Genomic DNA, 25,422 nt, shown 5'->3' on the forward strand with positions numbered 1-25,422 from the left:
GTCAGCCCTTCAGAAGTGCCAGGGGAACGACGTCCAGTCGGGGTCGCGCTTCTCGAGGAATGAGTCGCGCCCTTCGACGGCCTCGTCGGTGCCGTAGGCCAGACGGGTCGCCTCACCGGCGAACACCTGCTGGCCGACCATGCCGTCATCCACTGCGTTGAAGGCGAACTTGAGCATGCGGATCGCCGTCGGCGACTTCGTCAGCACGGTACGAGCCATCCGCAGCGCCTCGCGTTCCAGCTCAGCGTGCGGCACGACCCGGTTGACGGCGCCCATCTCGTAGGCGCGCTGCGCGGAGTACTCCTCGGCGAGGAAGAACACCTCACGGGCGAACTTCTGACCGGTCTGCCTGGCCATGTACGCCGAACCGTAACCCGCGTCGAAGCTGCCGACGTCGGCATCCGTCTGCTTGAACCTCCCGTGCTCTGCACTCGCCACGGTCAGATCGCACACGACGTGCAGCGAATGCCCGCCGCCGGCTGCCCAGCCGGGCACCACAGCGATGACGACCTTGGGCATGAAGCGGATCAGCCGTTGCACCTCGAGGATGTGCAGGCGCCCGGCTCGTGCCGGATCCGCCACGGTCGCCTCGTCCTCGGAGTACTTGTAGCCGTCGCGGCCACGGATGCGCTGGTCGCCGCCCGAGCAGAACGCCCAGCCGCCGTCCTTCGCGCTCGGTCCGTTGCCGGTGAGCAGCACGGCGCCGATCTTCGGGTCCTGGCGGGCGATGTCCAATGCCCGATACAGCTCGTCCACCGTGTGCGGCCGGAAGGCGTTGCGCACCTCCGGTCGGTCGAACGCGATACGGGCGACGCCGCCGTCGTGCGTGACGTGCGCCGTGATGTCCGTGTAGGCATCTGCGCCGGGCGCGAGCACCCATTCAGCGGGATCGAAGAGTTCGGAGACGGATGCGGTGGCCACGGCATCCAGCCTATTGCCCGACATGGCCACCTCACGCAAGAAAGCGCCGCCTCCGGGAGGCGGCGCTTCCTGCATTCGATCCTGATCAGGCGTTGCGCGACCGCAGCGTCTTGAGCCAGCCGTCCACGATGTCCCACACCGGGAAGGCGACGAGGCAGAAGCCCGTGATGATCGTGAGGACCTGCATGGTGTCCTCCTTCACCCCGTTGTCAGTGAACACGAAGCTCAGGAACTCCGGATTGATCAGCTCACCGCGCATGAGAAGCGTGACTGACCATACGGCGAAGGCCACCGCCAGCAGCGTGTTGATCACCGCTGCACCGATCGTCCACCGCCGCTTGGCGTGGACGGCGACGGACAACGCGGCCTCGGCGACGATCAGCGCGAACAACACGGTGATCCCCCACGGCCACAGGCCAGGGTTCAACATCGGGATGGGGTCGCCCCCGGTCGGGAAGAATCCCATGAGGGCGTCCCAGAACACTGCGCCGACTCCGATCGCCAGGAACACGAGCGAGGCGATGGCGTCTGCACGCCCCGCGCCGTTCTGCGTCGGCTCCGGCAGCTGATCGAGATCCCACTCCGGCAGCGTCGTGTCGCTGTTCGTCCGCTCCAGGATGACGAACACGAGCGTCGTCCAGAATCCGATGTGCACCACCGTGCTGATCGCGACGGCGACCATCGCGCCGATCACCGCACCGACGTCACCGCCCGAGATCGCCGTGCCGAACGCGACGCCGACCATGGCGATGGGCGGGACGATGATCAGGAGCAGCTTCAGCAGCCGCCACCAGGTGAGGTAGAAGCGCGGTCCGATCAGGTGAAGCGGACGGTCCGCGTAGCTCGCGGCGAGGATGCCGGGGTCACCGAGCTCCATCAGCACCGCCCGCTCCGCGGCTTCGCGCGGCTCGCCCTGCTCGAGCCGGGCCTCGATGGCGTCGTCGATGGATGCGCCCAGCTCGGCACGCACGTCGTCCTGCGCGGCCGGGGTGATGCTCTTGACAGTGGCGGCGATGTACCGCTCGGTGAGCGTGGTTGACATGTCAGTGATCCTGTTCGGTGAGTGTCGCGATCGCGGCAGTGAGCGCGAGCCAGTCTTGGGTGAGGGTGTCGGCGAGCCGGATGCCGGCTTCCGATGTGCGGTAGAACTTTCGAGGCCGTGCCTCTTCGGTGTTCCACTCGCTGGTCAGGTACTCCTGCTTCTCGAGCCTGCGAAGCAGCGGGTACAGCGTGTTCGCATCAGTGGCGAAGCCGCGGCGTTCGAGCTCTTCCAGCAGCGCGTACCCGTAGCCCGCCGTGCGCAGCAGTTGCAGACAGGCCAGCACCACAGTGCCGCGCCGCAGTTCCTGCAGGTGCGTATCGAGGGTCTCGTTCATGTCGATCACATTACTGTGTCTCACACACTAATGTCAATGACGCTTTGATGCGCAATCGATCAAGCTACGGTTGCAGGATGCTCGAACTCATCCAGATCGACCCGTTCGACGGCGTCGCGGTGACGCTGTGGTGGGAGATCTACGCCGCCGCAGAGCGCGCGGATCGTGGCGCCGACACGGCGGTCTGGACGCGACACGAATCGCAGCGCGAGCTGCAGCAGGACACCGAGACGATCGACCGACGCGCCTACCTGGCCTGCATCGACGGCGAGATCGTCGCGAGTGGCCGGCTCGCGCTCCCCCTGCGCGACAACCTGCGCGTGGCGACGCTCGGCGTGCACGTCGCGCCCGAGCTGCGGCGTCAGGGTGTCGGCACGGCCGTACTCACTGCACTCGAGACCGAAGCGCAAGAGGCCCATCGCGATGTCTTGAAAGCGAGCGCGTCGTGGCCCTGCAGCGCCGGCGACGACGGCCACGGAGTTCCGGGTCGAGAGTTCGCGCGGCGCCACGGCTACGCACTGGCACTCGGCGACGTGCAGAGTCGGCTCCGGCTGCCGGTCGCGGAAGCGCATCTCGCCGGTCTCAGTGCCGAAGCATCCACTCGTTCGCAGGGATTCTCGCTGCGCTCGTGGATCGGCAGCGTTCCCGAGGCGGTCGTGGGCGGGTGGGCCGAGCTGGACGCTGCTGTAGACACCGAGGCGCCTGTCGGAGATCTCGAGATCGAGCCGGCGTCGGTGGACATCCGCGAGATCCGCAGGAGCGAGATGCTGATCGCTCAGCAGAATCGGCGCAGTTTCGGAACCGTGGCGTGCGACGGCGGGGGCCGCGTCGTCGCATACACGCAGCTGGTCGTGTCCGGCGACGACGGGAACGCATACCAATGGGGCACTCTCGTGCGGCGAGAGGCGCGCGGTCACGGATTGGGCCTGGCCGTCAAGATCGCGAACCTGCAGTTGCTGCAGGAGCACGCCTCTGACGTGCGCGCGATCTACACGTACAACGCCGGGGTCAACGAGCACATGCTCGCCATCAATCGCCGGCTGGGCTTCGCTCCCTCGGAACTCATGGCCGAACTGCAGAAGCGCCTGGCCTGACATGTGTCCCAGATGGTCGTGCGTGATCGGCACGGCTGGCAGCCCGATGAGACCCGGAAGGGCATGATGGGGACATGAACCCGTCGCTCGCAGAGCTGCTCGAGACGGCCCGTGTGGTCGCCCTCCCCATGACGACACGTTTCCGTGGCGTGGATGTGCGCGAGGCGCTGCTCTTCGAGGGACCCGAGGGCTGGGCGGAGTTCTCACCGTTCGTCGAATACGAGGACGCCGAGGCATCCGTCTGGCTCGCCTCAGCGATCGACTACGCCTGGAACGCGCAGCCGGCGCCGCTGCGGCAGTCGATCGGTGTGAACGCCACCGTGCCGGCAATCGCCGCGGCCGATGTTCCCAGGGTGCTTGCGCGATTCCCCGGATGCCGTACGGCGAAGATCAAGGTCGCTGACCCCGGCCAGCCGCTGAGTGACGACATCGCCAGGGTGCGCGCGGTGCGCGACGTGCTGGGCCCTGAGGGGCGCGTGCGCATCGACGCCAACGGTGTGTGGAACGTCGACGAGGCGGAGCACGCGATCCACGCCCTCGCCGAGTTCGACCTGGAGTACGCCGAGCAACCGTGCGCCACGGTGGAGGAACTCGCCGAGCTGCGCAAGCGAGTGAAGTACATGGGCATCCCCATCGCCGCTGACGAGAGCATCCGCAAGGCCGACGATCCTCTCGCTGTGGCAAGAGCCGGCGCCGCCGACCTCATCGTGATCAAGGCGCAGCCGCTCGGCGGCCTCACGCGCGCACTGCAGATCGTCGTCGCCGCAGGGCTTCCCGCGGTCGTCTCCAGCGCGCTCGACACCGCGGTCGGTCTTTCGCAGGGAGCAGCCCTCGCTGCGGCGCTCCCCCATCTCGACTACGACTGTGGCCTCGGCACCGGCGCGCTGTTCGTCGAGGACGTCGCAGACCTCTCTCCGGTCGACGGCGCGATCACGGTCGGCCGCGTCATCCCCGACGCGACGAGACTCGACAGGCTCGCGGCATCCGCCGAGCGCCGCGACTGGTGGCTCGATCGCCTCGAGCGCTGCCACGCACTGCTCGCCGACCGGTAAAGCAGAGAATCGAGCGAGCAGCGCCGGTTCAGCCTGCGGCAGGCGCGATGAGCAGATCGACGAGTTGTCCGAGCGCCTCGGCGCCGGCACGATGCAGCTTCTCGCCGTCCCATCCGGACACGGCCGCGCGCGCCATGCAGCCCTCCCACTGGATCATGAGCATCTGCGCAGCAGTGGGGACATCGATCCGCAGCGCGAACAGACCGGAGTCGACGATGCCCTGGATGATCTCCTCGATGCTCGCGGTCATCGCCCGATCCTGTGCGAGATAGGCCTTCCCGAAGCCTTCATCGCGCAGGGCGCGAATGCGGATCTCGCTCATCATGAGCACGCTCAGGCGGTCGTCGAGCCGTGAGTCCATCACCTTCTGCACGAGTTCGATGGGATCTGCATCACCGTTCAGTACGCCTGCGGCGACGAACTCCTCGATGCGTCCGCGTACTGAGGCCAGACGCTGCTCGGCCACCGAGGAAGCGAGCTCGAGGAACAGCTCGTCCTTGGACTCGAAGTTCGAGTAGAAGGCTCCGCGAGTGAAGCCTGCCCGCTCGCAGATCGCCTCGACGCTGGCGCCCTCGAGCCCGACCTCGGCGAACACCTCTGCCGCGGCATCCAGCAGCCGCGCGCGGGTGTTCTCTCGCCGTCTCGTCATGGGAATCGTCATCGAAGCCTCCTCCCTCCACACTTTCACATCCGGCGCACAGATTCGCACGCACGACCCACCGTAGGATACACAGATGTATCGGATACATCTCTGTATCCATTCTCCCGTCCGCTGCCCCGGAGGAATCTGTGTCCACTCTTCTGTCGTCGCTCGGGCGCTGGTCCTTCCGTCACCCGTGGCGCGTGCTCGTCGCCTGGCTCATCGTCCTGGGAGTCGCCGGCGGGGGCGCACTCGCCCTGAACCAGGGCACGGACAACTCATTCAGCATCCCCGGCACCGAGTCGCAGGACGGTCTGGAGCAGCTCTCACGCTCGTTCCCCCAGGTCAGCGGCACGAACGCGCAGTTCATCGTGGTCGCCGCCGAGGGTGACTCGATCACGGACGACGAATACCGCGAGCCGATCGCGGACGCCGTCGACGAGCTGAGTGACCTCGACGGAGTCCTCGCCGTCACCTCTCCGTACGACGAGATGATCGAGGGGATGATCAACGAGGACGAGACCGCCGCGATCGTCCAGCTGCAGTTCGACGGCCAGGCGACCGACGTCTCCGCTGAGACGAAGGACACGCTCACCAGGTCGGTCGATGAGCTCGCCGCCGCCCTGCCCGACGGCTCGCAGACGAAGCTCGGCGGAGACCTCTTCGCCATCTCGATCCCCGGCGTCACGATCACCGAGGCCGTCGGACTCATCATCGCGCTGCTGGTGCTCATCGTCACGTTCCGGTCCTTCGTCATCGCCGGTCTTCCGCTTCTCACCGCCATGCTCGGCGTCGGCATCTCGATGGCCGGCATCTTCGCCGCCACCGCGTTCGCTTCGGTGTCATCGACCACGCCGTTGCTCGCGCTCATGCTGGGCCTCGCGGTCGGCATCGACTACGCGCTGTTCATCATGGCCAGGCACCAGGATCAGGTGCGCGCGGGCGTCGATCCGGAGGAGTCCGCCGCTCGCGCGGTCGGCACCGCCGGGTCTGCCGTGGTGTTCGCCGGCATCACCGTGCTGATCGCCCTGATCGGCCTCGGCTTCGCCGGCATCCCGTTCCTCACGACCATGGGCATCGCGGCATCCGTCGCCGTCGCGTTCGCCGTCGCGATCGCCGTCACTCTGACTCCCGCGGTGCTCGGCTTCCTGAAGGGCCGCATCGTCGGCCGGCCCAAGAAGGAGCGCCCGGCGAAGAAGGGGAAGGAGGCGAAGCCCCGCCGCGGCTTCAGCGACCGCTGGGTCGGCGGAGTGACGAAGCATCCGATCCTCACCTCGCTTGCCGTCGTCGTCGGTCTCGGCATCGTCGCCGTTCCTGCCCTCAGCCTCAACCTCGCTCTGCCCAACGCCGGCGTGCTCGCCCCCGACGACGAGGGCAGGCAGAGCTACGACCTCGTCGCCGAGGAGTTCGGCGCCGGATTCAACGGTCCCCTCATCCTCACCGGCACGATCGTCACGTCCACCGATCCGCTCACGCTGATGGAGGACCTCGGGGATGCTGTCGCCGAGATCGATGGAGTGAAAGAGGTCGCGCTCGCCACTCCGAATGAGACGGCAGACACCGGCATCGTGCAGGTGATCCCCGAGACCGCCCCGGACGACCCGGCGACCAGCGACCTCGTGCGCGAGCTGCGCACGCACCACGACGAGTGGCTCGACGAGTTCGGGATCGACCTGAAGGTGACGGGCTTCACCGCCGTCGCGATCGACATCTCCGACCAGCTCGGAAACGCCCTGCTGCCGTTCGGCGTCTTCGTGATCGGACTGTCGCTCATCCTTCTGACGATCGTGTTCCGCTCGCTGTGGGTGCCCGTCACCGCAGCACTCGGGTATCTGCTCTCGATCGTCGCGGCGTTCGGCGTCGTCGGCGCGGTGTTCGAGTGGGGCTGGTTCGCCGATCTGCTGCACGTCGCCAAGGTCGGGCCGATCATCAGCTTCATGCCGATCATCCTCATGGGCGTGCTGTTCGGTCTCGCGATGGACTACCAGGTCTTCCTGGTCTCCCGCATGCGCGAAGACTTCGTGCACGACCCCGACGGCCGCTCCCCCGACAGGCGCGTCCGTAGAGCCGCCGCCCTGCGTGCCGTGCGCAGCGGATTCACCGGTTCGGCGAAGGTCGTCACCGCGGCGGGACTCATCATGTTCGCGGTGTTCGTGGCCTTCGTGCCCGAAGGCGACTCGTCGCTGAAGCCGATCGCCCTCGGCCTCGCGGCCGGTATCGCGATCGATGCGTTCCTGGTGCGGATGACGTTGATCCCTGCACTCATGGCGATCCTCGGCGAGCGCGCCTGGGAGATCCCGGCGTGGCTGGAGAAGATCCTTCCCAGCGTCGACATCGAGGGCGAAGCCGTCGAGCGCGAGCGGCATCTCGAGGCGTGGCCCGGTGACGGCTCAGTCGTCGCGGCAGATGACCTCGTGCTGAATGCGGATGCTCCGATCCTCGAGGACGTCACTTTCCGAGTCGCGCCAGGCGCGGCGGTCATCGCCACCGGACGCGACAGCCGGGTGCGCCGCGCACTGGCGCTGGCCGTCGCCGGCAGGCTGACTCCGGATGCCGGCAAGCTGCGGGTCGCCGGGCACCTGCTGCCCGGACGCGCCGCCTGGGTCCGCAGTCACGTCGGCTGCGTGCTGGTCGACGATGCGGATGCTGCGCTCATCGACCTTCGCGAAGCTCTGCGTGGGGCGCCCACTCTTGTCGTCATCGACGGCATCGACCGCTTCACCGGCGGGCAGCGCGATCAGGCCACCGCGATGCTGCAGGATGCTGCGGCATCCGCGCGCGCAGCCTCTCACGGTGAGGATGCGGCTCCTCGTTCGCTCGCGGTCTTCGCGACAGCATCCGATGCAGATCTCGCCGGCGTCATCCTCGCAGAGGCCGCCTGGCCCGCTGCTGAAGTACTCGACGTCACCGCGCCGATGCCTCCTGCTCAGACCACCTCCGACACAGACTCCCATGAGGTGAACGCATGACCCTCTCGATCGAACGCGCCCGTTCGCGCAAGCCCATCACCTGGTTGACGCTGCTCGGCGTTCTGCTGCTGCCGGCAGCGGTCGGCGGCATCCTGGTGGCTGCTCTCCAGAACCCGACCGAGCGGCTGGACACCATGACAGCCGCCATCGTCAACCTCGACGAGCCGGTCACGATCGACGACCAGTACACGCCGCTCGGGCGCCAGCTGGCGTCGGGTCTCGTCGAAGGCTCCGACGAGCTCGACTCCAACCTCACCTGGGTCATCTCGAACGAGGAAGACGCCGCCGAGGGGCTCGCCGACGGCAGCTACCAGGCGGTCATCACGATCCCTGCGGAGTTCTCGTCCGCAGCGACGTCCGCCGGCCAGGCGATCTCCGATGGCGGCGGCACCGCAGAGAAGGCGACGATCGAGGTCACCACGCCGGATGACGGCCTCGTCGCCGACGATCTCATCACCGGACAGATCGCGTCGGTAGCCGCCTCCACGATGGGCACCATGCTGTCTGAGGCGACCATGGAGAACGTGCTGGTCGGGTTCACGACGATCGGCGATCAGATCGGCGAGGCCTCCTCGGGGGCGCTCGAACTCGCGAACGGCGCGAGGTCCGCAGCAGATGGCGCCGCCGCTCTGCCAGACGGCGCGACGAAGCTCGCCGACGGTGCTGCACAGTTGGGGACAGGTGCGTCGGAGCTCGCCGGCGGCCTCGGTACCATCGCCTCTGGCACGCGCGATGCGGCCGGAGGTGCGAGTGACCTCGGCTCCGGGCTGACGAAGGGTGCGGACGCGCTCGAGGCGCCTGGGAGCGATCTGAACAAGCTGGTGGGGGCGGCTTCGACCGGAGCCGGCTACGCGAAGACCGCGGCAGATGAGACGGCCGAGCTGGCACAATCCCTCGGCGCGAACGCGCAGGGTCTGGGCACCCTCGCCGGTGAATGCGAGGCATCAGGTGCATCACCGGAATTCTGCGATCAGCTGGCCATCGCAGCGCGAAGTGCGGAAACCAATGTCCAGAGTGCGGGCACCGCGGCAAAATCGGCAGGAACCGCGGACGTCTACGCCGGGAATGTCTCGACGGGCGTCAGCGCGCTCCCCGGCGCACTCGCCGGTCAGCTGCGAACCGCCGGAGCAGGCGCGACCGAACTCGCCGGTGGGCTCTACCAGCTCGCCTCCGGCGTCGATCAGTCCGCGGCCGGTGCGAACGCACTGAGCACCGGCGCCACTACGCTGAGCGACGGTGCGACTGCACTCTCCGACGGCGCAGCAGAACTCGCCTCCGGTGTCGACACGCTCGCCACCGGCACGGGAGACCTGGCCGGTGGACTGAAGACGGCGTCGAAGTCGCTTCCCTCGTTCGGGGATGAGGAGTCGGCCTCGCTCGCCTCCGTCATCGCAGACCCTGTCTCGTCGAATTCGTCCGGCTCTTCGATGAACACGATCTTCGGGCCTACCGCCATCCCGCTGCTCGCTGCGGTGGTGCTGTGGTTCGGTGGTCTGGCTTCGTTCATCGTGATGCGGGCCCACACGGCGCGCACGCTGACCTCGCGCCGCTCGTCGGCAGGGCTGACGCTCCGGGCCTTCGCTCCTGCCGCGGCGATCGGCGCAGGACAGGGACTGCTCGTCGCGCTGATCGTGCAGTTCGTCGCCTCATACGACGCCGCAGCATGGTGGGCCTTCGCAGGCACAGCGGTCGTGGCAGGAATCGCATTCGCCGCGGTGAATCAGGCCCTCGTGGCGCTGTTCGGCGGCATCGGACGCTGGGTCAGCGCACTCATTGGAGTCGTGGCGGTGGCCACAGGGCTCATCTCGACTGTTCCCGACTGGCTCGCATCGATCGGCGGTGCGCTTCCGACGGCCCCGGCCTTCACTGGCCTCATCGCCGCGAACGGCAGCGCACTCGCCGGCCTGGTGGTGTGGGGCGTGCTGTCGCTCATCGCGACGACCCTGATCGTGGCCGTTCGGCGGACGACCTCAGCGAGGGCCGTGCTCGCCGGCGCGTGATGCTGCTGAAAGGAGGAAATCGCACGTCATCCTCGAGTTTGGCCGGCACTTTCCTCCTTTCACCGCCCCTGGACGGACGATGCGGCGTGTTGCGACACTCTTAGCCTCGAGCGCCGTAACCACGACCCGCGGGCACCCTAAGCTCGGGGCATGCGCCGTCCGTTCATGAATGATCCCCGACAACTCACGTCTCTGGACGGTCAGCAGTACCTGGTGCTGCGTCCGACCGGAGCAGTTGCCGACGACTACCGAGCGGTTCAGGATGCTGTTCTCCAGACCCTGCCGGCCGACGTCACACATCCGCATACCGGGCACGTCACGCTTCGCGGGTTCTATGAGCCGGAGCGTCTGAACGACGTACGCGCAATCGTTCGCGAATGGGGCGCAGCGCAGCATCCGATCGAGATCACGACCGAGGCGATCGACACCTTCCCCGCGCCGTGGCAGATCGTCATCGCGCGGCTCGCGCGCACCGCATCCGTCGTCGACGCGTACGCAACGCTCACCGATGCCCTCGCCGGCACCGACTTGCGCCGCCTCGACGAGCGGTCGCTCGACGACTGGACCTTCCACATGTCCGTCATCTACGGCAAGACGCTCGACGTGGACGAGTGGTCCGCGATCGCGGCATCCGTCACGCGCGAATATGCGGAGCGCCCCACCGAGGTCGTCACCGTGGCAGAACTGGTCTGGTACTCCGGCTGCGTCGAGCACCATGAGGTGATCTCGCTGGGGTGATCTCGCTGGGGTGAGTTCGCTGGGGCGAGCTGGGCGCGAGCTGGGCGCGAGCATCCGCCGATTTCGGCAGGTGTCGTTGGATGCCGCATCCCGTCGGACGATGCGGCGTGTTGCGCCACCTTACGAACGACTCCATGTCGAAGGGTGTCGCTGATGGTCGCTAACGCTCACACGATGCGGCGTGTTGCGCCACCTCGTGAGCGGATGCCGTGAGCGGATGCCGCGGCCGATCCGCGCCGCAGCCGCGGGCCGCGAGGGCGGCGCGAGCGCGCCCCTCAGCTCAGGCCGGAGTAGGCGTGCAGACCCTTGAAGAAGACGTTCACGATCGTGAAGTTGAAGATCACGGCGGTGAAGCCGATGATCGCGAGCCACGCCGACCGGCTGCCCCGCCAGCCACGTGTCGCCCGTGCGTGGATGTACCCGGCGAACAGCACCCAGATGATGAACGTCCAGGTCTCCTTGACATCGAAGCCCCAGTATCGGCCCCAGGCGTCCTGCGCCCAGATCGATCCTGCGATGAGCGTGAAGGTCCAGAGGATGAACCCGACGATCGCGAAGCGGAAGGCCAGCCCCTCGAGGCGCTCGGAGCCTGGCAGCGTCGCGAGGAAGGACGGTCCGGTCTTCTCCGCTTCCTCAGCGATGCGACGCTCGCGCCTGTGCTGCATCAGCTGCAGGCCGGACAGCGCCGCGGTGAGGGCGAAGAACGCAGTTCCCAGCGACGCCACGAACACGTGGATCACGAGCCAGACGCTCTTGAGCGGATCCATCAGCGGCACAACGCCGACGTAGAAGCTGAGCGCGGCGGAGCCCATCAGCACGACGATGAGGCCGGTGATGAAGGTGCCGAGGAAGCGCAGATCGATGCGTGTGAGCACCAGCAGGTACACCAGGACGACCAGCAGAGTGCCGATCATCGCGAACTCGTAGAGGTTCGCCCACGGCACGCGCTCCGCGGCGATTCCCCGCAGCACCGTGGCGGCGAGATGGAACGCGAACGCGAGCCAGGTCAGGGTGGTGCCGATGCGCGCCATCACATAGCGCGGCTTCGCGGGCTCAGCGGATGCCGCATCCTCGGCTGCCACGGTCGATCCGCCGCCGGAGCCGACCAGCACGGCTTCGCGCGCGAGACGCGCATCGGCGCTGACCTCTGATCGACGCGCGAGATCGAACGTGTAGGCGACGAACGCCGCCGCGTAGATCGCGATAGCCGTCCAGATGAACAGGATCGAGAGGGAATCGAGGTCGGGCATGGTCCCAGTCTACTTTCGAGGCTTCTTCTCAGAGGTGGTGGAGCGGCGAGGGTCATCGAGCAGTCTCGCGTGACCCGCGGCGAGGTCTTCGACGGCCGAGGCGAGAGTCGGATCCTCGCCGCGTGCCAGACCCGCGTATTCGAGGGTGACCGTCCCGTCGGCGGAGGTCGCCTTCACCCACATGCGCCGACGCGGCACGAACAGCGCGAGCATGAGGCCGGCGAGGGCGAGCAGCGCGAACACGAGCACCCACACGGCCGAATCGTCGTGATGGATCTGCAGTGACACGAACCGCTTGACCGACTGCGTGTAATCGGTCGCGCCGGCGGGCGACTCGTCTTCGAAGGTGATCGTCCCGAGGCCGTTGGGCAGATCCGCCGTCTGCCCTGGCTGCAGCTCGATGGAGTCGACGTCGGTGGTCCGCCCGGTGAGCTTCGTGAGTTCTTCGGTGTCAAGCACGTACACCGAGCGGGGCGTCCCCTCGTTGATGCCGAGGTCCCCCTCGTAGACGTCGAGGGTGAGCAGTGGGGCCAGGAGGTCGCCGTGCGCAGACGCGAACGCACCGGTGTCGAGCCTTGCCGCGCTCGGGTAGAAGAAGGCGGCGATGCCGAGCTGTTCCGGCATCCCGTCCGTCACCTTGACGACGCCGAGCGAGGTCAGGTTGGTGTCCTGGGGCAGGAACGGCACCGAATTGCTGTAGACGACATCGCCATCGGCGTTACGCACCGTGAGAGTCGGGGCGTAACCGTTTCCGAGCAGGTAGATCTTGTCACCTGCGACGCTCAGCGGATGGTTCACGCGCACGGATTCCTCGCGGGTCTCACCGCTCTCGCGCACCGAGACGTTCGCGGAGAAGTCACCCGCCTGGCCGGATGCTGCGGAGCCGTACTCCTGATAGGTGACGTCGAAGGAATCCAGGGTCATCGCGTACGGCGACAGGGCGTCGTCGCTGACGAAGCGTCCGCGGTTCATCGACTCGTAGTCGAGCAGCGTGTTGACGAACGTCTGCCCCTCGACGACGACGCGCTGCCCCGTGTACGCGAAGCTGCCGCCGATGCCGACGACGAGAAGGACGCCGACGAGCGCGAGGTGGAAGACGAGGTTGCCCGTCTCCCGCCAGTACCCGCGCTCGGCGGACACCGAATACGTGCGGCCCTTGTCGTATCGCTCGACGCGGTATCCGAGCGCCTTGAGCTGCTTCTGGGCGACATCGATCGAGCGTGCGGCTTCTGCTTCAGCATCCGTCGCGTCGCGCGTCGCCTCGCGGTGATCCTCGAGCCGTCCCAGACGTGCCGGCGTCCGCGGTGGACGCGCGCGCAGCGCCTTGAGGTGGTGCTTGATGCGCGGGATGACACAGCCGACGAGCGAGATGAACAGCAGCAGGTAGATCGCGGAGAACCATGGCGACAGATACACGTCGAACATGTTCATCGCATCGAGCACGGGGAACAGGTCGGGGTTGTCGCTCTGCCACTGCGTGACGCCGTTGGGGTCGGCCATCCGCTGCGGGAAGATCGAGCCGGGGATCGCGGCGATCGCGAGCACGAGCAGCAGGATGATCGCCGTGCGCATCGACGTCAACTGGCGCCACCCCCACCGCAGCCAACCGATGAAGCCGAGGCGGGGCTGAGTGATCGCGGAGTCGTCGCCGTCGATGTGGTCGGACGGACGAAGCGGATCGGAAGACGTCACGGCATCCTTCTGGTCGGTTCGGGGATCAGAGCGGGAGGATGACACTGCCCATCACCGCCGTCAACTGCGACATGATGCGCGTCCAGATACCGGTGACCATGAGCACGCCGAGGAGGATCAGCAGCACGCCGCCGATGATGTTCACGACACGGATGTGCCGGCGCAGGAACCCGACCGCTCTGGTCGCCCAGCTGAAGCCGAGAGCGACGAGCAGGAAGGGGATGCCGAGACCGAGGCTGTACGCCAGGCCGAGGAAGGAGGCGCGCCACGGGTCGCCGACGTTCCATGACAGCGACACGATCGTGGTGAGCGTCGGGCCCATGCACGGGGCCCAGCCGATGCCGAGCGCGAGCCCGAGCAACGGGGCGCCGATGATTCCGGCCTTCGAGTCGACCTGGAAACGGAACTCCCGCTGCGCGAATCCGAAGAGGCCGAGGAAGACGAGACCCATCAGGATGATGACGACGCCCAGGATGCGGGTGATCAGTTCGCCCCACTGCACGAAGAAGTGCCCGGTCATTCCGCCGAGCACCGTCCACGCGACGAACACCACGGTGAAGCCAAGGATGAACAGCAGAACACCCAGCACGAGGCGGCTGCGGCCGGCTTGAGAGGCCGAACCGTTCGACGAGCGAGGAGCCACCGCGCCCCCGAGGAATCCCAGATAGCCGGGCACGAGCGGAAGCACGCAGGGCGACAGGAAGGACACGAGTCCTGCGAGCATCGCGACAGGGATCGCGAGCCAGAGCGCTCCTGAGCCGATCAGCTCCTGGGTGTTCACGCGCTCTCCGCGAGCGCGTCCTTGACGAGCGTGGAGAGGATGGACGGACCATCGAGCGGACCGACGATACGGGCTGCCACACGCCCCTGCTTGTCGAGCACGAGAGTGGAAGGCGTTCCCTGCAGCGGCGCGTCGCTGGCGAACGCGAGCTTCGCCTCGCCGCTGTCGACGTCGATGAGGCTCGGGTAGGTCACCCCGTACGTCTCGGCGAATGCCTTCGCCGTGTCCGCCTGATCGTAGATGTTGACGCCGACGAAGGAGACGTCCTCATCCTCGTTCGCCTGCCAGACCGATTCGAGATCCTTCGCTTCGACGCGGCAAGGAGCGCAGCCCGCGTACCAGAAGTTGACGACCGTGACATCGCCGGCGATGTCCGCGCTGCGGAACTCTTCACCGTCTTCTGTCACCCCGCCGAAGACGATTGGTTCGCCACGATCTTCCGGGGCGATCTCCACGACGGCACCATCCGCCGAGATGTATCCCTTGTCGTCGCCGGAGAGATACTGCTCAGCGACCGGATCGGGCGCGCAGGCCGTCAGAGCGACGGCGAACAGCGCGGCGAGCGCGGCTCCGACCACACGACCGGAGCGTCGAGTACGGGAGGAGCGGCCGCTGCGAATCGGTCGAATCGTCGAGGCGAGTGGCACATTCCCAGTCTAGACGCGGGAATCTATGCGGCCCCTGTACTCTGTGCGCGCTGACTCGGCGCGCACGGCGCGGCGGGTGCCGGCGCCTCGGTAGAGATCCTCGTATCGCCGGACGATCGTCGTGGCGTCGTGCTGAACGGCCCGCTGCACGGCGTGCCCGCTCATCGTCAGGTAGTCGTCCTCGGGGAGACTCAAGATCCTGAAGATCTGGCGGGCGAACTCCGCGGCGTCGTAGGTCGGGACGAGATATCCCTCGACGCCGTTGTGGACGAGGTGCGGGAGAGCCATCGCGTCGGCAAGGACGACGGGGGTCCCGGATGCCAATGCCTCAAGGGTCGCGATGCTCTGCAGCTCTGCGGGCGAAGGCATGACGAAAACGGTCGCCTCATGATGCAGCGTCACAAGCTGCTCGTCCGTCACGCGTCCGTGAAATCGCACGCGATCTGACACACCGAGTTGTGCGGCGAGCTGCTCCAAAACGGCCCGCTCGGAGCCTCCGCCGACGATGTCGAGGTGCGCGTCGACGTCGTGGTCGAGCAGTGCGATCGCTCGCAACAGCGTCGGAAGGTTCTTCTCGGGATCCAGACGCCCGACGAAGAGGATGCTGCGCTGTTCGGGCTTCGCCTGCTTCGGGGTGAAGCGGTGCAGGTCGACGCCGCACGAGATCGGAGTGACAGCTGCGATGCCGATGCTGCGTTCCAGGTAATCAGCCGCGATCGGGGTCGGGCTCGTGACGACGTCCGCACGCGAGTAGACCGCGGCAGCCAGGTTCCAGCCGCGTCGCGTCACCGCGGGGACGATGCGGCCAGGGAGCCCGCCGACAGAGGCGAGGTTGTCCGGCATCACGTGATTCGTCGCCACGATCGGGATGCCGCGCGCGTGCGCTTCGTACGCGACCCCTCGACCGATGCCGATGAACGACTGCACGTGCACGACATCGGGGCGGACCTCGTCGAGGATTCGACCGACACGTCGGCGCACCTCCCACGGCGGAGCGATCCGCAGCCACTCGTGCGACGGCCATTTCACGCTGCGCAGTCGATGCGCCCGGATCGTCTCGCCGTCGATGATGGTGGGCCCGGAGTGTCCCGAGAACGTCGGCGAGGGCGCGATCACATGCACGTCGTGTCCGCGGCGAGCGAGGCGCACCGCATGATCGCGGGCGAACCGGGCCGCGCCGTTGATGTCCGGCGGGAACGTGTCTGTGGCGATGAGGACGCGCAGTGGTTCAGTCGGATGCTCGGGAGACGCGGTACTCGTCATCGTCTACGTCCTTTTTCGTTGTGGACAGCTTGTTGTCCTCGACGTTACGACGAGACCGCCCCTGGCGCGTCCATCTGCGGTGCCATTTCTCGACCGATCGCGTGCCTCTTCGGTAGGGGGCGTCGCGCGCCCGCCGTCACGGGGCGCTCAGACCGCCCCGACGTCGACCGCGTCGCCGGTCGCTGCCGGTTCCGCGTACTCGACCTCGCGCCAGACGTCACCGACGCGCTCGAAGGACGTCACGCTCGAGAGTGCGCAGCGGCGCGTGCGAGGGTCATGCCGCAACGCCAGCCCGGCGACGCGCAGGTGCGCGATCCAGATCGGCGCCTGATGCGACACGATCACGGCATCCCCGCCGTTGGACTCGCGCCAGGCGCTGTGCATGGCGTCTTCCATCCGGGAGGCGATCGATGCGTATGGCTCGCCCCAGCTCGGCACGGACGGCCGGCGCAGATGCCACCAGTTGCGCGGATCGCGCAACGACCGGCTCATGCGCGTGCCCTCGAACACGTTCGTGGGCTCGATGACCCGTTCGTCGATGATCGGATCCAGCCCGAAGATCTCGGCGAACGGTTCTGCCGACTCCCTCGCGCGCTGCAGCGGAGAGCAGTGCAGAGAGGTCACCGTACGGCCGAGCCCGGCGACGTACTCGGCAGCATCCTGTGCCATTCGCCGTCCGTCATCGCTCAGCCGATAGTGCGGCAGTCGGCCGTAGAGCACGCGTTGGGGGTTGTGAACTTCGCCGTGGCGGACCAGATGGAGACGTTCGGCGGGCATGGCCCCAGTCTAGGGAGGCTCGGCCGCAAGCGTCCGCGAGCACCCACGTAGAATGGCGGAATGCTGCGAACTCACACGACCGGCTCCCTGCGAGCCGAGAACATCGGTCAGACCGTCACCCTCACGGGTTGGGTCGATCGTCGTCGTGATCATGGAGGAGTCGCGTTCATCGATCTCCGCGATGCGTCAGGCATCGCCCAGGTGGTCATCCGCGATGAGGAGACTGCGCACCCGCTGCGCAGCGAGTTCGTGCTGAAGGTCACGGGCACGGTCTCCGCCCGACCGGCCGGCAACGAGAACCCGAACCTGCCCACCGGCGAGATCGAGGTCATCGCGACCGCTGTCGAGGTGCTCAACGAGTCCGCTCCCCTGCCCTTCCAGGTCTCCACCGGCCTCGGCGACAGTGAGACGGTCGGCGAGGACGTGCGATTCGCGCACCGCTATCTCGACCTGCGTCGCCCGTCCTCGGCATCCGCTCTTCGTCTGCGCTCCGACGTGAACAAGGCGATCCGCGATGTGCTGCACGCGCGCGACTTCCTCGAGGTCGAGACCCCGACGCTGACGCGCTCCACTCCGGAGGGCGCCCGCGACTTCGTCGTGCCTGCGCGCCTGCACCCCGGCAGCTGGTACGCCCTGCCGCAGAGCCCGCAGCTGTTCAAGCAGCTGCTCATGGTCGGCGGCGTGGAGAAGTACTACCAGATGGCCCGCTGCTACCGCGACGAGGACTTCCGCGCCGACCGTCAGCCGGAGTTCACCCAACTCGACATCGAGATGAGCTTCGTCGACCAGGAAGACGTCATCGCTCTGATGGAGGAGCTCATCCCCGCGATGTGGGCGACCATCGGTGTCGAGGTGCACACTCCACTGCCGCGCATCACGTACGCCGACGCCATGGCGAAGTACGGCTCGGACAAGCCCGACTTGCGCTTCGGCCTCGAGCTCGTCGAGGCGACCGAGTATTTCAAGGACACCACGTTCCGCGTCTTCCAGTCCGACTACGTCGGCGCCGTGCTCATGCCCGGTGGCGCATCGCAGCCGCGCAAGCAGCTGGATGCCTGGCAGGACTGGGCGAAGCAGCGTGGTGCTCGCGGCCTCGCGTACGTGCTCTTCAACGAGGACGGCTCGCTCGGCGGCCCTGTCGCCAAGAACCTGTCCGACGCGGAGAAGGCCGGTCTCGCCGATCTCGTCGGCGCCGCGGCAGGCGACTGCGTGTTCTTCGCCGCCGGATCCGCGAAGGACGGCCGCGCCCTGCTGGGAGCTGCCCGCGTGGAGATCGGACGCCGGCTCGGCCTGCTCGACCCCGACGTCTTCGCGTTCACCTGGGTGGTCGACGCCCCGATGTTCGAGCCTGCGGCGGATGCCGTGGCATCCGGTGACGTCGCCGTCGGCGCCGGGGCATGGACGGCCGTGCACCACGCCTTCACCGGCCCGAAGCCGGAGTTCGCCGACACGTTCGACACCGACCCCGGCTCAGCGCTCGCCTACGCGTACGACATCGTCTGCAACGGGTCGGAGCTCGGTGGCGGATCGATCCGCATCCATCGCGAAGACGTGCAGAAGCGCGTGTTCGAGGTCATGGGTATCAGCGATGAGGTGGCTGACGAGCAGTTCGGCTTCCTGCTCGACGCGTTCAAGTTCGGCGCCCCGCCGCACGGCGGGATCGCGCTCGGCATGGACCGGGTGCTGCAGCACCTCACCAAGGCCGAGTCGATCCGCGAGGTCATCGCGTTCCCCAAGACCGGCAACGGCTTCGACCCGCTGACCAGCGCTCCCGCGCCGATCACGGATGCGCAACGCGCCGAGGCCGGCGTCGACTTCGTCCCGGAGCCCGCTGAGGCCTGACCCGCATTCGGTGTTCGCCGAGACCCCGCCTTGTCACCGAGACCCCCTGCTGCAGACGTCTGCAGCAGGGGGTCTCGGCGCTATCCAGGGGTCTCGGCGACAGGTCAGGTGACGTCGCGGGCCGCCTCGACGCTGAGACAATGAGCGCATGCTCGATGCACTGCCCCTGCCGTATCCGTTCGACTCCCGCGCCGGACGCGCGATCCTGCGCAGGGCGACGCCTGCGGATGCGGATGCATTGATCACGCTGCTCGCGGACGATCCGATCAGCGCAGCGCGCGGGGACGTGGCATCCGATGCGGATCGTCCGGCGTACGCCGGGGCGCTGCGGGAGATCCTCGCGGAACCGTCGAACGATCTGCTCGTCGTCGACCTCGAGGGCACTGTCGTCGGCACCCTGCAGCTCACGTCGATCCCCGGCATGGCGCGCCGGGGCTCGCGGCGACTGCTGGTCGAGGCCGTCCGAGTGCGCAGCGACCTGCGATCATCCGGCATCGGATCGGCCGTGATGCGCTGGGTGGCCGACGCTGCCGCACCGGCACTGACCGCGTCGATGATCCAGCTCACCTCGGATGCCGCCCGCACCGACGCGCATCGCTTCTACGAACGCCTCGGATACACCGGCTCCCACGTCGGCTTCAAGTACACGCTGTGAACGTCGTCGCGCCCACCTGCCACTGACCCGACACCTTCCGTTCACCGGAGCCGCGCCCGCACGTCATCCGGGCGCAATAGTTTCCTCTCGCAACCCGATTCCGGCCGACCCGCGGCCGGACACCGAGAGGACTCCCCATGGCCACCATTGCCCGTCGCACGCGGCTCGTCGCAGGCATCGCCCTTGCCGCGACCGCCGCCCTCGTTCTCACCTCCTGTGCTGCCGATACCGCCAGCGGAGACGGTGCCGGTGGCGGCTCAGAACCCGGCGCGGATGCCGCGACCGCGACGTCCATCGAGGACTTCGGCTCTTTCGAAGACCTCGAAGCCGCGGCCAAGGCCGAAGGCCAGCTCAACGTCATCGCCCTCCCCCGCGACTGGGCGAACTACGGCGAGATCCTCGACCTTTTCACCGAGACCTACCCCGAGATCACGATCAACGAGCAGTCGCCCGACATCTCGAGCGCTGAGGAGATCACTGCGGCGGAGACCAACGAGGGCCTCGACACCGCCCCCGACGTCTTCGACCTCGGCCTCGCCGTCGCGCTCTCCAGCACGGACCAGTTCGCGCCGTACCAGGTGCAGACCTGGGACGAGATCCCTGACGCACTCAAGGAGCCGAGCGGCCTGTTCGTCGGCGACTACGGCGGATACATGTCGATCGGCTACGACTCCTCGAAGTTCGACGAGCCCGGCTCGCTGGATGACCTGCTCGGCGCCGACTACAAGGGCGCGGTCGCGATCAACGGCGACCCGACCCAGGCAGGCGCCGCGTTCGCGGCCGTCGGCCTCGCCGCAGTGCAGTCCGACGGAACGCTCGACGACTTCCAGCCCGGAATCGACTTCTTCGGCGAGCTGCAGAAGGCCGGCAACTTCCTCAAGGTCGACGTCACACCAGCGACCATCACCAGCGGTGAGACACCTGTCGTCTTCGACTGGGACTACCTGAACGCCGCCGCCGGTGCTGACAACCCCGACTGGAAGGTCGCGGTGCTCGACGGCACCGGGTACGCCGGCTACTACAACCAGGCCATCAACAAGGACGCTCCGAACCCGGCGGCTGCCCGTCTGTGGCAGGAGTTCCTGTACAGCGACGACGTGCAGAACCTGTGGCTCAAGGGCGGGGCACGTCCGGCACGCATGGAGGCCATGACCGAGGCCGGTACGATCGACGCCGACCTCGCGGCAGCGCTGCCCGAGGTTCCGGAGGAGACGGTCGTCCCGACCGAAGAGCAGAGCACCAACGCCGGCACCCTGCTCGGCGAGAAGTGGGCAGCGGCGGTCCAGTGACCTCGATGATCCTGGGGGCGGATGCTGCGGCATCCGCCCCCTCCACCGCCGGGCCGTCTCGCACGGTCCGGCGGTCGGGCATGTCCCTGGCGTGGCTGGGACTCATGCCGTTCGCCGCCTACGTGTTGATGTTCCTCGCGGTCCCGACGATCCTCGCCGTCGGCTCAGGGTTCTTCGCCGACGACGGCGCATTCACGTGGACCAACGTCACCGCCCTCGCCGATCCCGTCGTGCTGAACACGTTCGCGAACTCCGCAGGGCTCTCGCTGCTCACCGCCATCGTCGGCGCGGTCGCCGGAGCGCTCGTCTGCTACGCCCTGCTCGGTATGAATCCGCAGGGCACGGTGCGCTCGAGCGTGGATGCAGCGGCCGGTGTGCTCGCGCAGTTCGGCGGGGTCATGCTCGCCTTCGCCTTCATCGCCACAGTCGGCGCGCAGGGGGTGATGACACTGTTCCTGCAGGACGCGTTCGGGCTGAACATCTACGAGAACGGCATGTGGCTCTATGAGGTCCCGGGTCTGATCATGCCGTACGTCTACTTTCAGGTGCCGCTCATGGTGATCACCTTCATGCCGGCTCTCGCAGCGCTGAAGCCGCAGTGGACGGAAGCGAACCTCACCCTCGGTGGCACGCGCGCGAGCTTCTGGCTGCGCATCGGCATCCCGGTTCTCGCGCCGTCGTTCCTCGCCAGCCTGCTGCTGCTGTTCGCGAATGCGTTCTCGTCCTATGCGACCGCCGCCGCCCTCGCCAGTCAGGGCTCGCAGATCGTTCCGCTGCAGATCCGCGCAGCGCTCACCAGCGAGACCGTGCTCGGCCGTGAGAACCTCGCAGGGGCCCTCGCGCTCGGCATGATCGTCGTGGTCGGCATCGTGATGGCGCTGTACTCGCTCGTCCAGCGCCGAGCAGCGAGGTGGCAGTCATGAACCGCCACGGGCCCTCCCGCGCGACCCGGTGGATCATCGGCATCCTCATCGGCGCCTTCTTCGCGATCCCGCTGGTGTCGACCCTGCTGTACACGCTCCGCAGCCCGGACGGCGGCCTGTCGTTCGAACGTTGGGCCGCGCTCTTCGACCCAGCGGCATCCGCGGCGATCAGGCCGATCTGGACCGGCCTCGGCAACTCGCTCGTACTCGCCTTCATCACGGTCCTGATCGTGCTCCTGCTGCTGGCACCGACCATGATCCTCGTGAACCTGCGCTTCCCGAAGCTCAAGCCGTTCTTCGAGTTCACCGTGCTGCTGCCGATCTCGATCCCGGCGATCGTGCTCGTCGTCGGGCTCTCGCCGATCTACCTGCAGATCGGCCGGACGCTCGGCACCGGCACGTGGACGCTGGCGTTCGCCTACGGCATCACCGTGCTGCCGTTCGCCTTCCGTTCGATCCAGGCGTCGATCGACGCCGCCGACCTGAAGACGCTGTCTGAGGCTGCCCGATCGCTCGGCGCGAGCTGGCCGGTCGTGGTCGTGAAGGTGCTCGCTCCGAACATCCGCCAGGGTCTGCTCGCAGCATCCCTCATCTCGATCGCCGTCGTGCTCGGCGAGTTCACGATCGCCTCCCTGCTCAACCGTCAGGTGTTCCAGACCGCGATGGTCGTCGTCCAGAAGCAGGACGCATACGCCCCGGCGATCTTCACGCTGCTCGCGCTGCTGTTCTGCTTCCTGCTGCTGCTCATCATCGGCCGCGCCGCCCGCGGCAACCGAAAGGCCCGCTCATGACCGCTCTACCCGCCACCGCTGACAACGTGCTGCTCGCCGAGGCCGGCGAGGGGACTCGCGTGCAGTTCCAGGGCATCGAGAAGAGCTACGGCGCGAACCGCGTGCTGCACGGCGTGGACCTCGACATCGCGCCCGGCGAGTTCGTCTCCCTGCTCGGTCCATCGGGCTGCGGCAAGACCACGGCGCTGCGGGTGCTGGCCGGCCTGGAGAGCGCAGACGGCGGGGCCGTGCTGCTCGGTGGTCAGGACGTCTCCCGCATTCCGACCAACAAGCGCGACATCGGCATGGTGTTCCAGTCGTACTCGCTGTTCCCCCACCTGCGCGTGGACGACAACACCGCGTTCGGGCTGCGTCGTCGGGGCGTGGGCAAGGCGGCGGCTGGTCGACGCGCTCTCGACGCCCTGGCGCTGGTCGGACTCGAAGGGTTCGCCGATCGGTTCCCCCACCAGCTCTCCGGCGGGCAACAGCAGCGCGTCGCGCTCGCGCGGGCGCTGGTCACCGAGCCGCGCGTGCTGCTGCTCGACGAACCGCTGTCGGCGCTCGATGCGAAGGTGCGGGTGCAGCTGCGCGACGAGATCCGCCGCATCCAGCTGCGCCTCGGCATCACGACGGTGTTCGTGACCCACGACCAGGAGGAGGCGCTGGCCGTCTCTGATCGGATCGCGGTGATGGATGCCGGACGCATCGATCAGATCGACACTCCGGAGGAGCTCTACCTGCGGCCTGCGACGGCACATGTCGCCGCCTTCGTCGGGCTCTCCAGCGTCGTCTCCGGTGTCGCGTCGGGTGATCGCGTGACGGTGTGGGGACGAGAGCTGCCCACCAACGCACCGGCCGAGGGTCTGGTCCAGGTGCACCTGCGCCCCGAGAACCTGCGGTTCTCCGGCGAGGCGGATGCCGCGATCGGCGGCGTCGTCGAGGAGAGCACCTTCCTCGGCAGCATCCGTCGCACGCTCGTCAAGACGGATGCCGGAGAGCTGGTGCGCGTGCAGCACGATGCCCGACAGCATCCGGCCTTCGGTGACCGCGTCCACCTCGCCGTCGAGCCCGTCCCCGTGGCCGTGCGCGCAACCTGACCCCGAGACCCCGGGTTCGTGCCGAGACCCCCTGCTGCGAACGTCTGCAGCAGGGGGTCTCGGCGACAAGACGGGGTCTCGCCGGAGGTCAGAGAACGCGGGAGAGGAAGTCCTGAGTGCGCGGATGCTGCGGGTTCGCGAGAACCTCGCGCGGTTCGCCCTCTTCGACGATCACGCCGCCGTCCATGAAGATCAACCGCGAGCTGACCTCGCGTGCGAAGCCCATCTCGTGCGTGACGACGAGCATCGTCATCCCCTCGTCGGCGAGCGTCCGCATCACCTGCAGCACCTCTCCCACCAGTTCGGGGTCGAGCGCCGAGGTCGGCTCGTCGAAGAGCATCATGTCGGGGTTCATGCACAGCGCCCTGGCGATCGCGACTCGCTGCTGCTGACCGCCGGACAGGTGTCCGGGGAAGGCGTCGGCCTTCTCGCTGAGGCCCACCCGCGCCAGCATCTCGTGCGCGATCTCGTCGGCATCCGCCTTCGAGCGCTTCAGCACACGTCGCTGCGCGAGGGTGAGGTTGCCGAGTACATCGAGGTGGGGGAACAGATTGAAGCTCTGGAACACCATCCCGATGCGCGTACGCACCCGATCGATGTCGACGTCGGGATCGGTGACGTCGATCCCCTCGATGATGATGCTGCCGCCCGTGGGTTCCTCTAGTAGGTTCACCGAGCGCAGCAGAGTCGATTTGCCGGAACCCGACGGACCGATGACGCAGACGACTTCGCCGGGCGTCACCGTGAGGTCGATGCCCTTGAGCACCTCGTTGTCGCCGAAGCTCTTGAACAGTCCTCGGACCTCGATCGCCGGGGCCTGGACATCGATCAGATCTGTGCTCATCGCTGCTTCGCCATCTTTCGTTCGAGCCATGCGACCGCCCGCGTGAGTGGGATCGTCACCACCAGGTAGAGCAGTGCCGCCATGATCAGGGGAGTCGAGTTCGCGTCCACCGACTGTGCATCACGAGCGAACGTCGTGAGCTCCTTGGTCGCGAGCGTGGAGCCTACGACGAACAGCAGCGACGTGTCCTTCAGCAGCAGCACGAACTCATTCGTCATCGGCGGGATGATGATGCGGAACCCCTGCGGGAGCACGACCCAGAACATCGTCTTCATCGGCGACATCCCGAGCGACCGTGAAGCCTCCGTCTGCCCCTTGGGCACCGCCTGGATGCCTGAGCGGACGACCTCTGCGATGTAGGCGGACGACACCATGATGAGGCCGAGCAGACCGGAGACGATCGCGCCACCCGGCATCTGGAAACCCAGGCCGATCGGCAGGCCGTAGGCGATGATGAACAGCGTCAGGATCGCCGGCATCCCGCGGAAGAGCTCGATCCAGGCCGTGGCGAACCACCGGTAGGGCCCGACGCTCGACAGCTTCATGATGGCGAACAGCACTCCGAGGATCGCTCCGCCGACGAACGCGATCAGCGTGAACAGGATCGTGTTGCGCAGCGCGATCACGATGATGTTGGGGAACTGCTTGATCGCCACTTCGACGTTGAAGAAGACCGTCGTGATCTTCACCCAGTCGGTCGCCAACGCCACCCACACGACGATGGCGATGAAGATCGCATACATCGTGAACCGGTAGAGCTTCGTCCGCGTCGTGCGCCTCATCGCCATCGTCCGCAACCGCC

Annotated in this window: 23 protein-coding genes; 11 read left to right on the top strand and 12 right to left on the bottom strand. The window is 67.4% G+C overall.

All coding sequences use genetic code 11. From position 1 onward, the window contains the following. Positions 1–9: 9 nt before the first annotated feature. The 3 genes from ACP7AR_RS09320 to ACP7AR_RS09330 form a co-directional block, all read right to left on the bottom strand. Positions 10–945 carry a 1,4-dihydroxy-2-naphthoyl-CoA synthase gene (locus ACP7AR_RS09320; RefSeq protein ID WP_426185003.1) on the bottom strand — a complete coding sequence of 312 codons (936 nt, stop codon included), beginning with the start codon at positions 943–945 and terminating at the stop codon, positions 10–12. Between the two features lie 61 nt (positions 946–1,006). Continuing rightward, positions 1,007–1,963, bottom strand: a complete 957-nt coding sequence (locus ACP7AR_RS09325) for a permease prefix domain 1-containing protein (protein WP_426185005.1) — start codon at positions 1,961–1,963, stop codon at positions 1,007–1,009. A 1-nt stretch (position 1,964) separates the two neighbouring features. Beyond that, positions 1,965–2,297, bottom strand: a complete 333-nt coding sequence (locus ACP7AR_RS09330) for a PadR family transcriptional regulator (RefSeq protein WP_426185007.1) — start codon at positions 2,295–2,297, stop codon at positions 1,965–1,967. 77 nt (positions 2,298–2,374) lie between these two features. Here ACP7AR_RS09330 and ACP7AR_RS09335 point away from each other — a divergent pair, with 77 nt between their 5' ends. Then, positions 2,375–3,391 (top strand): GNAT family N-acetyltransferase, encoded by a 1,017-nt coding sequence (locus tag ACP7AR_RS09335; RefSeq protein WP_426185009.1) that lies wholly within the window; start codon positions 2,375–2,377, stop codon positions 3,389–3,391. 74 nt (positions 3,392–3,465) lie between these two features. After that, positions 3,466–4,443 (top strand): o-succinylbenzoate synthase, encoded by a 978-nt coding sequence (locus tag ACP7AR_RS09340; RefSeq protein ID WP_426185011.1) that lies wholly within the window; start codon positions 3,466–3,468, stop codon positions 4,441–4,443. Positions 4,444–4,471: 28 nt separating this feature from the next. Here the strand turns inward: ACP7AR_RS09340 and ACP7AR_RS09345 are convergent, their stop codons facing one another. Then, the gene (locus ACP7AR_RS09345) at positions 4,472–5,104 is read right to left on the bottom strand and encodes a TetR/AcrR family transcriptional regulator (protein ID WP_426185013.1); all 633 of its coding nucleotides are present in this window, start codon (positions 5,102–5,104) and stop codon (positions 4,472–4,474) included. Positions 5,105–5,232: 128 nt separating this feature from the next. Here ACP7AR_RS09345 and ACP7AR_RS09350 point away from each other — a divergent pair, with 128 nt between their 5' ends. From ACP7AR_RS09350 to ACP7AR_RS09360, 3 genes are all read left to right on the top strand, one after another. Further along, positions 5,233–8,052 carry an efflux RND transporter permease subunit gene (locus ACP7AR_RS09350; RefSeq protein ID WP_426185015.1) on the top strand — a complete coding sequence of 940 codons (2,820 nt, stop codon included), beginning with the start codon at positions 5,233–5,235 and terminating at the stop codon, positions 8,050–8,052. Further along, positions 8,049–10,052: a YhgE/Pip family protein gene (locus ACP7AR_RS09355; protein WP_426185017.1), complete on the top strand. Its 2,004-nt coding sequence runs from the start codon at positions 8,049–8,051 to the stop codon at positions 10,050–10,052. The genes ACP7AR_RS09350 and ACP7AR_RS09355 overlap by 4 nt, the downstream gene beginning before the upstream one ends. Before the next feature lie 150 nt (positions 10,053–10,202). Continuing rightward, positions 10,203–10,790: a 2'-5' RNA ligase family protein gene (locus tag ACP7AR_RS09360; RefSeq protein ID WP_426185019.1), complete on the top strand. Its 588-nt coding sequence runs from the start codon at positions 10,203–10,205 to the stop codon at positions 10,788–10,790. Between the two features lie 275 nt (positions 10,791–11,065). On the opposite strand, the gene ccsB is transcribed toward ACP7AR_RS09360, so the two are convergent. The 6 genes from ccsB to ACP7AR_RS09390 form a co-directional block, all read right to left on the bottom strand. Continuing rightward, complete coding sequence (gene ccsB / locus ACP7AR_RS09365; protein ID WP_426185021.1) at positions 11,066–12,040, bottom strand: c-type cytochrome biogenesis protein CcsB; 975 nt, start codon at positions 12,038–12,040, stop codon at positions 11,066–11,068. 9 nt (positions 12,041–12,049) lie between these two features. Continuing rightward, on the bottom strand, positions 12,050–13,777 hold the full coding sequence (gene resB, locus ACP7AR_RS09370; RefSeq protein ID WP_426185023.1) for a cytochrome c biogenesis protein ResB: 1,728 nt from the start codon (positions 13,775–13,777) through the stop codon (positions 12,050–12,052). After that, positions 13,758–14,513 (bottom strand): cytochrome c biogenesis CcdA family protein, encoded by a 756-nt coding sequence (locus ACP7AR_RS09375; RefSeq protein WP_426185025.1) that lies wholly within the window; start codon positions 14,511–14,513, stop codon positions 13,758–13,760. The genes resB and ACP7AR_RS09375 overlap by 20 nt, the downstream gene beginning before the upstream one ends. After that, complete coding sequence (locus tag ACP7AR_RS09380; RefSeq protein ID WP_426185027.1) at positions 14,510–15,160, bottom strand: TlpA family protein disulfide reductase; 651 nt, start codon at positions 15,158–15,160, stop codon at positions 14,510–14,512. The genes ACP7AR_RS09375 and ACP7AR_RS09380 overlap by 4 nt, the downstream gene beginning before the upstream one ends. A gap of 9 nt (positions 15,161–15,169) precedes the next feature. After that, positions 15,170–16,423: a glycosyltransferase gene (locus ACP7AR_RS09385; RefSeq protein ID WP_426185029.1), complete on the bottom strand. Its 1,254-nt coding sequence runs from the start codon at positions 16,421–16,423 to the stop codon at positions 15,170–15,172. Positions 16,424–16,570: 147 nt separating this feature from the next. Then, positions 16,571–17,200, bottom strand: coding sequence for a histidine phosphatase family protein (locus ACP7AR_RS09390; protein ID WP_426185031.1), 630 nt, complete (start codon positions 17,198–17,200; stop codon positions 16,571–16,573). 60 nt (positions 17,201–17,260) lie between these two features. Between ACP7AR_RS09390 and aspS the strand changes: the two genes are divergently transcribed. The 6 genes from aspS to ACP7AR_RS09420 all read left to right on the top strand — a co-directional run bounded on the left by aspS (position 17,261) and on the right by ACP7AR_RS09420 (position 23,776). Continuing rightward, a complete protein-coding gene (gene aspS / locus ACP7AR_RS09395; protein WP_426185033.1) occupies positions 17,261–19,042 on the top strand; it encodes an aspartate--tRNA ligase in 1,782 nt (593 codons plus the stop codon). Between the two features lie 148 nt (positions 19,043–19,190). Further along, a complete protein-coding gene (locus ACP7AR_RS09400; RefSeq protein ID WP_426185035.1) occupies positions 19,191–19,697 on the top strand; it encodes a GNAT family N-acetyltransferase in 507 nt (168 codons plus the stop codon). Positions 19,698–19,834: 137 nt separating this feature from the next. Then, the gene (locus ACP7AR_RS09405; RefSeq protein WP_426185037.1) at positions 19,835–20,986 is read left to right on the top strand and encodes an ABC transporter substrate-binding protein; all 1,152 of its coding nucleotides are present in this window, start codon (positions 19,835–19,837) and stop codon (positions 20,984–20,986) included. 5 nt (positions 20,987–20,991) lie between these two features. Next, entirely contained in the window at positions 20,992–21,909 is a 918-nt protein-coding gene (locus ACP7AR_RS09410) for an ABC transporter permease (protein WP_426187702.1), read from the top strand. After that, the gene (locus ACP7AR_RS09415) at positions 21,906–22,700 is read left to right on the top strand and encodes an ABC transporter permease (RefSeq protein ID WP_426185039.1); all 795 of its coding nucleotides are present in this window, start codon (positions 21,906–21,908) and stop codon (positions 22,698–22,700) included. Before ACP7AR_RS09410 ends, ACP7AR_RS09415 begins: the two co-directional genes overlap by 4 nt. After that, on the top strand, positions 22,697–23,776 hold the full coding sequence (locus ACP7AR_RS09420; RefSeq protein WP_426185041.1) for an ABC transporter ATP-binding protein: 1,080 nt from the start codon (positions 22,697–22,699) through the stop codon (positions 23,774–23,776). Before ACP7AR_RS09415 ends, ACP7AR_RS09420 begins: the two co-directional genes overlap by 4 nt. A gap of 88 nt (positions 23,777–23,864) precedes the next feature. Here the strand turns inward: ACP7AR_RS09420 and ACP7AR_RS09425 are convergent, their stop codons facing one another. Next, positions 23,865–24,620: an amino acid ABC transporter ATP-binding protein gene (locus ACP7AR_RS09425; RefSeq protein ID WP_426185043.1), complete on the bottom strand. Its 756-nt coding sequence runs from the start codon at positions 24,618–24,620 to the stop codon at positions 23,865–23,867. Next, the gene (locus tag ACP7AR_RS09430; RefSeq protein WP_426185045.1) at positions 24,617–25,402 is read right to left on the bottom strand and encodes an amino acid ABC transporter permease; all 786 of its coding nucleotides are present in this window, start codon (positions 25,400–25,402) and stop codon (positions 24,617–24,619) included. Before ACP7AR_RS09430 ends, ACP7AR_RS09425 begins: the two co-directional genes overlap by 4 nt. Positions 25,403–25,422: the final 20 nt, after the last annotated feature.

This window comes from Microbacterium sp. TWP3-1-2b2 (assembly GCF_049896145.1).
Classification (GTDB): Bacteria; Actinomycetota; Actinomycetes; order Actinomycetales; family Microbacteriaceae; genus Microbacterium.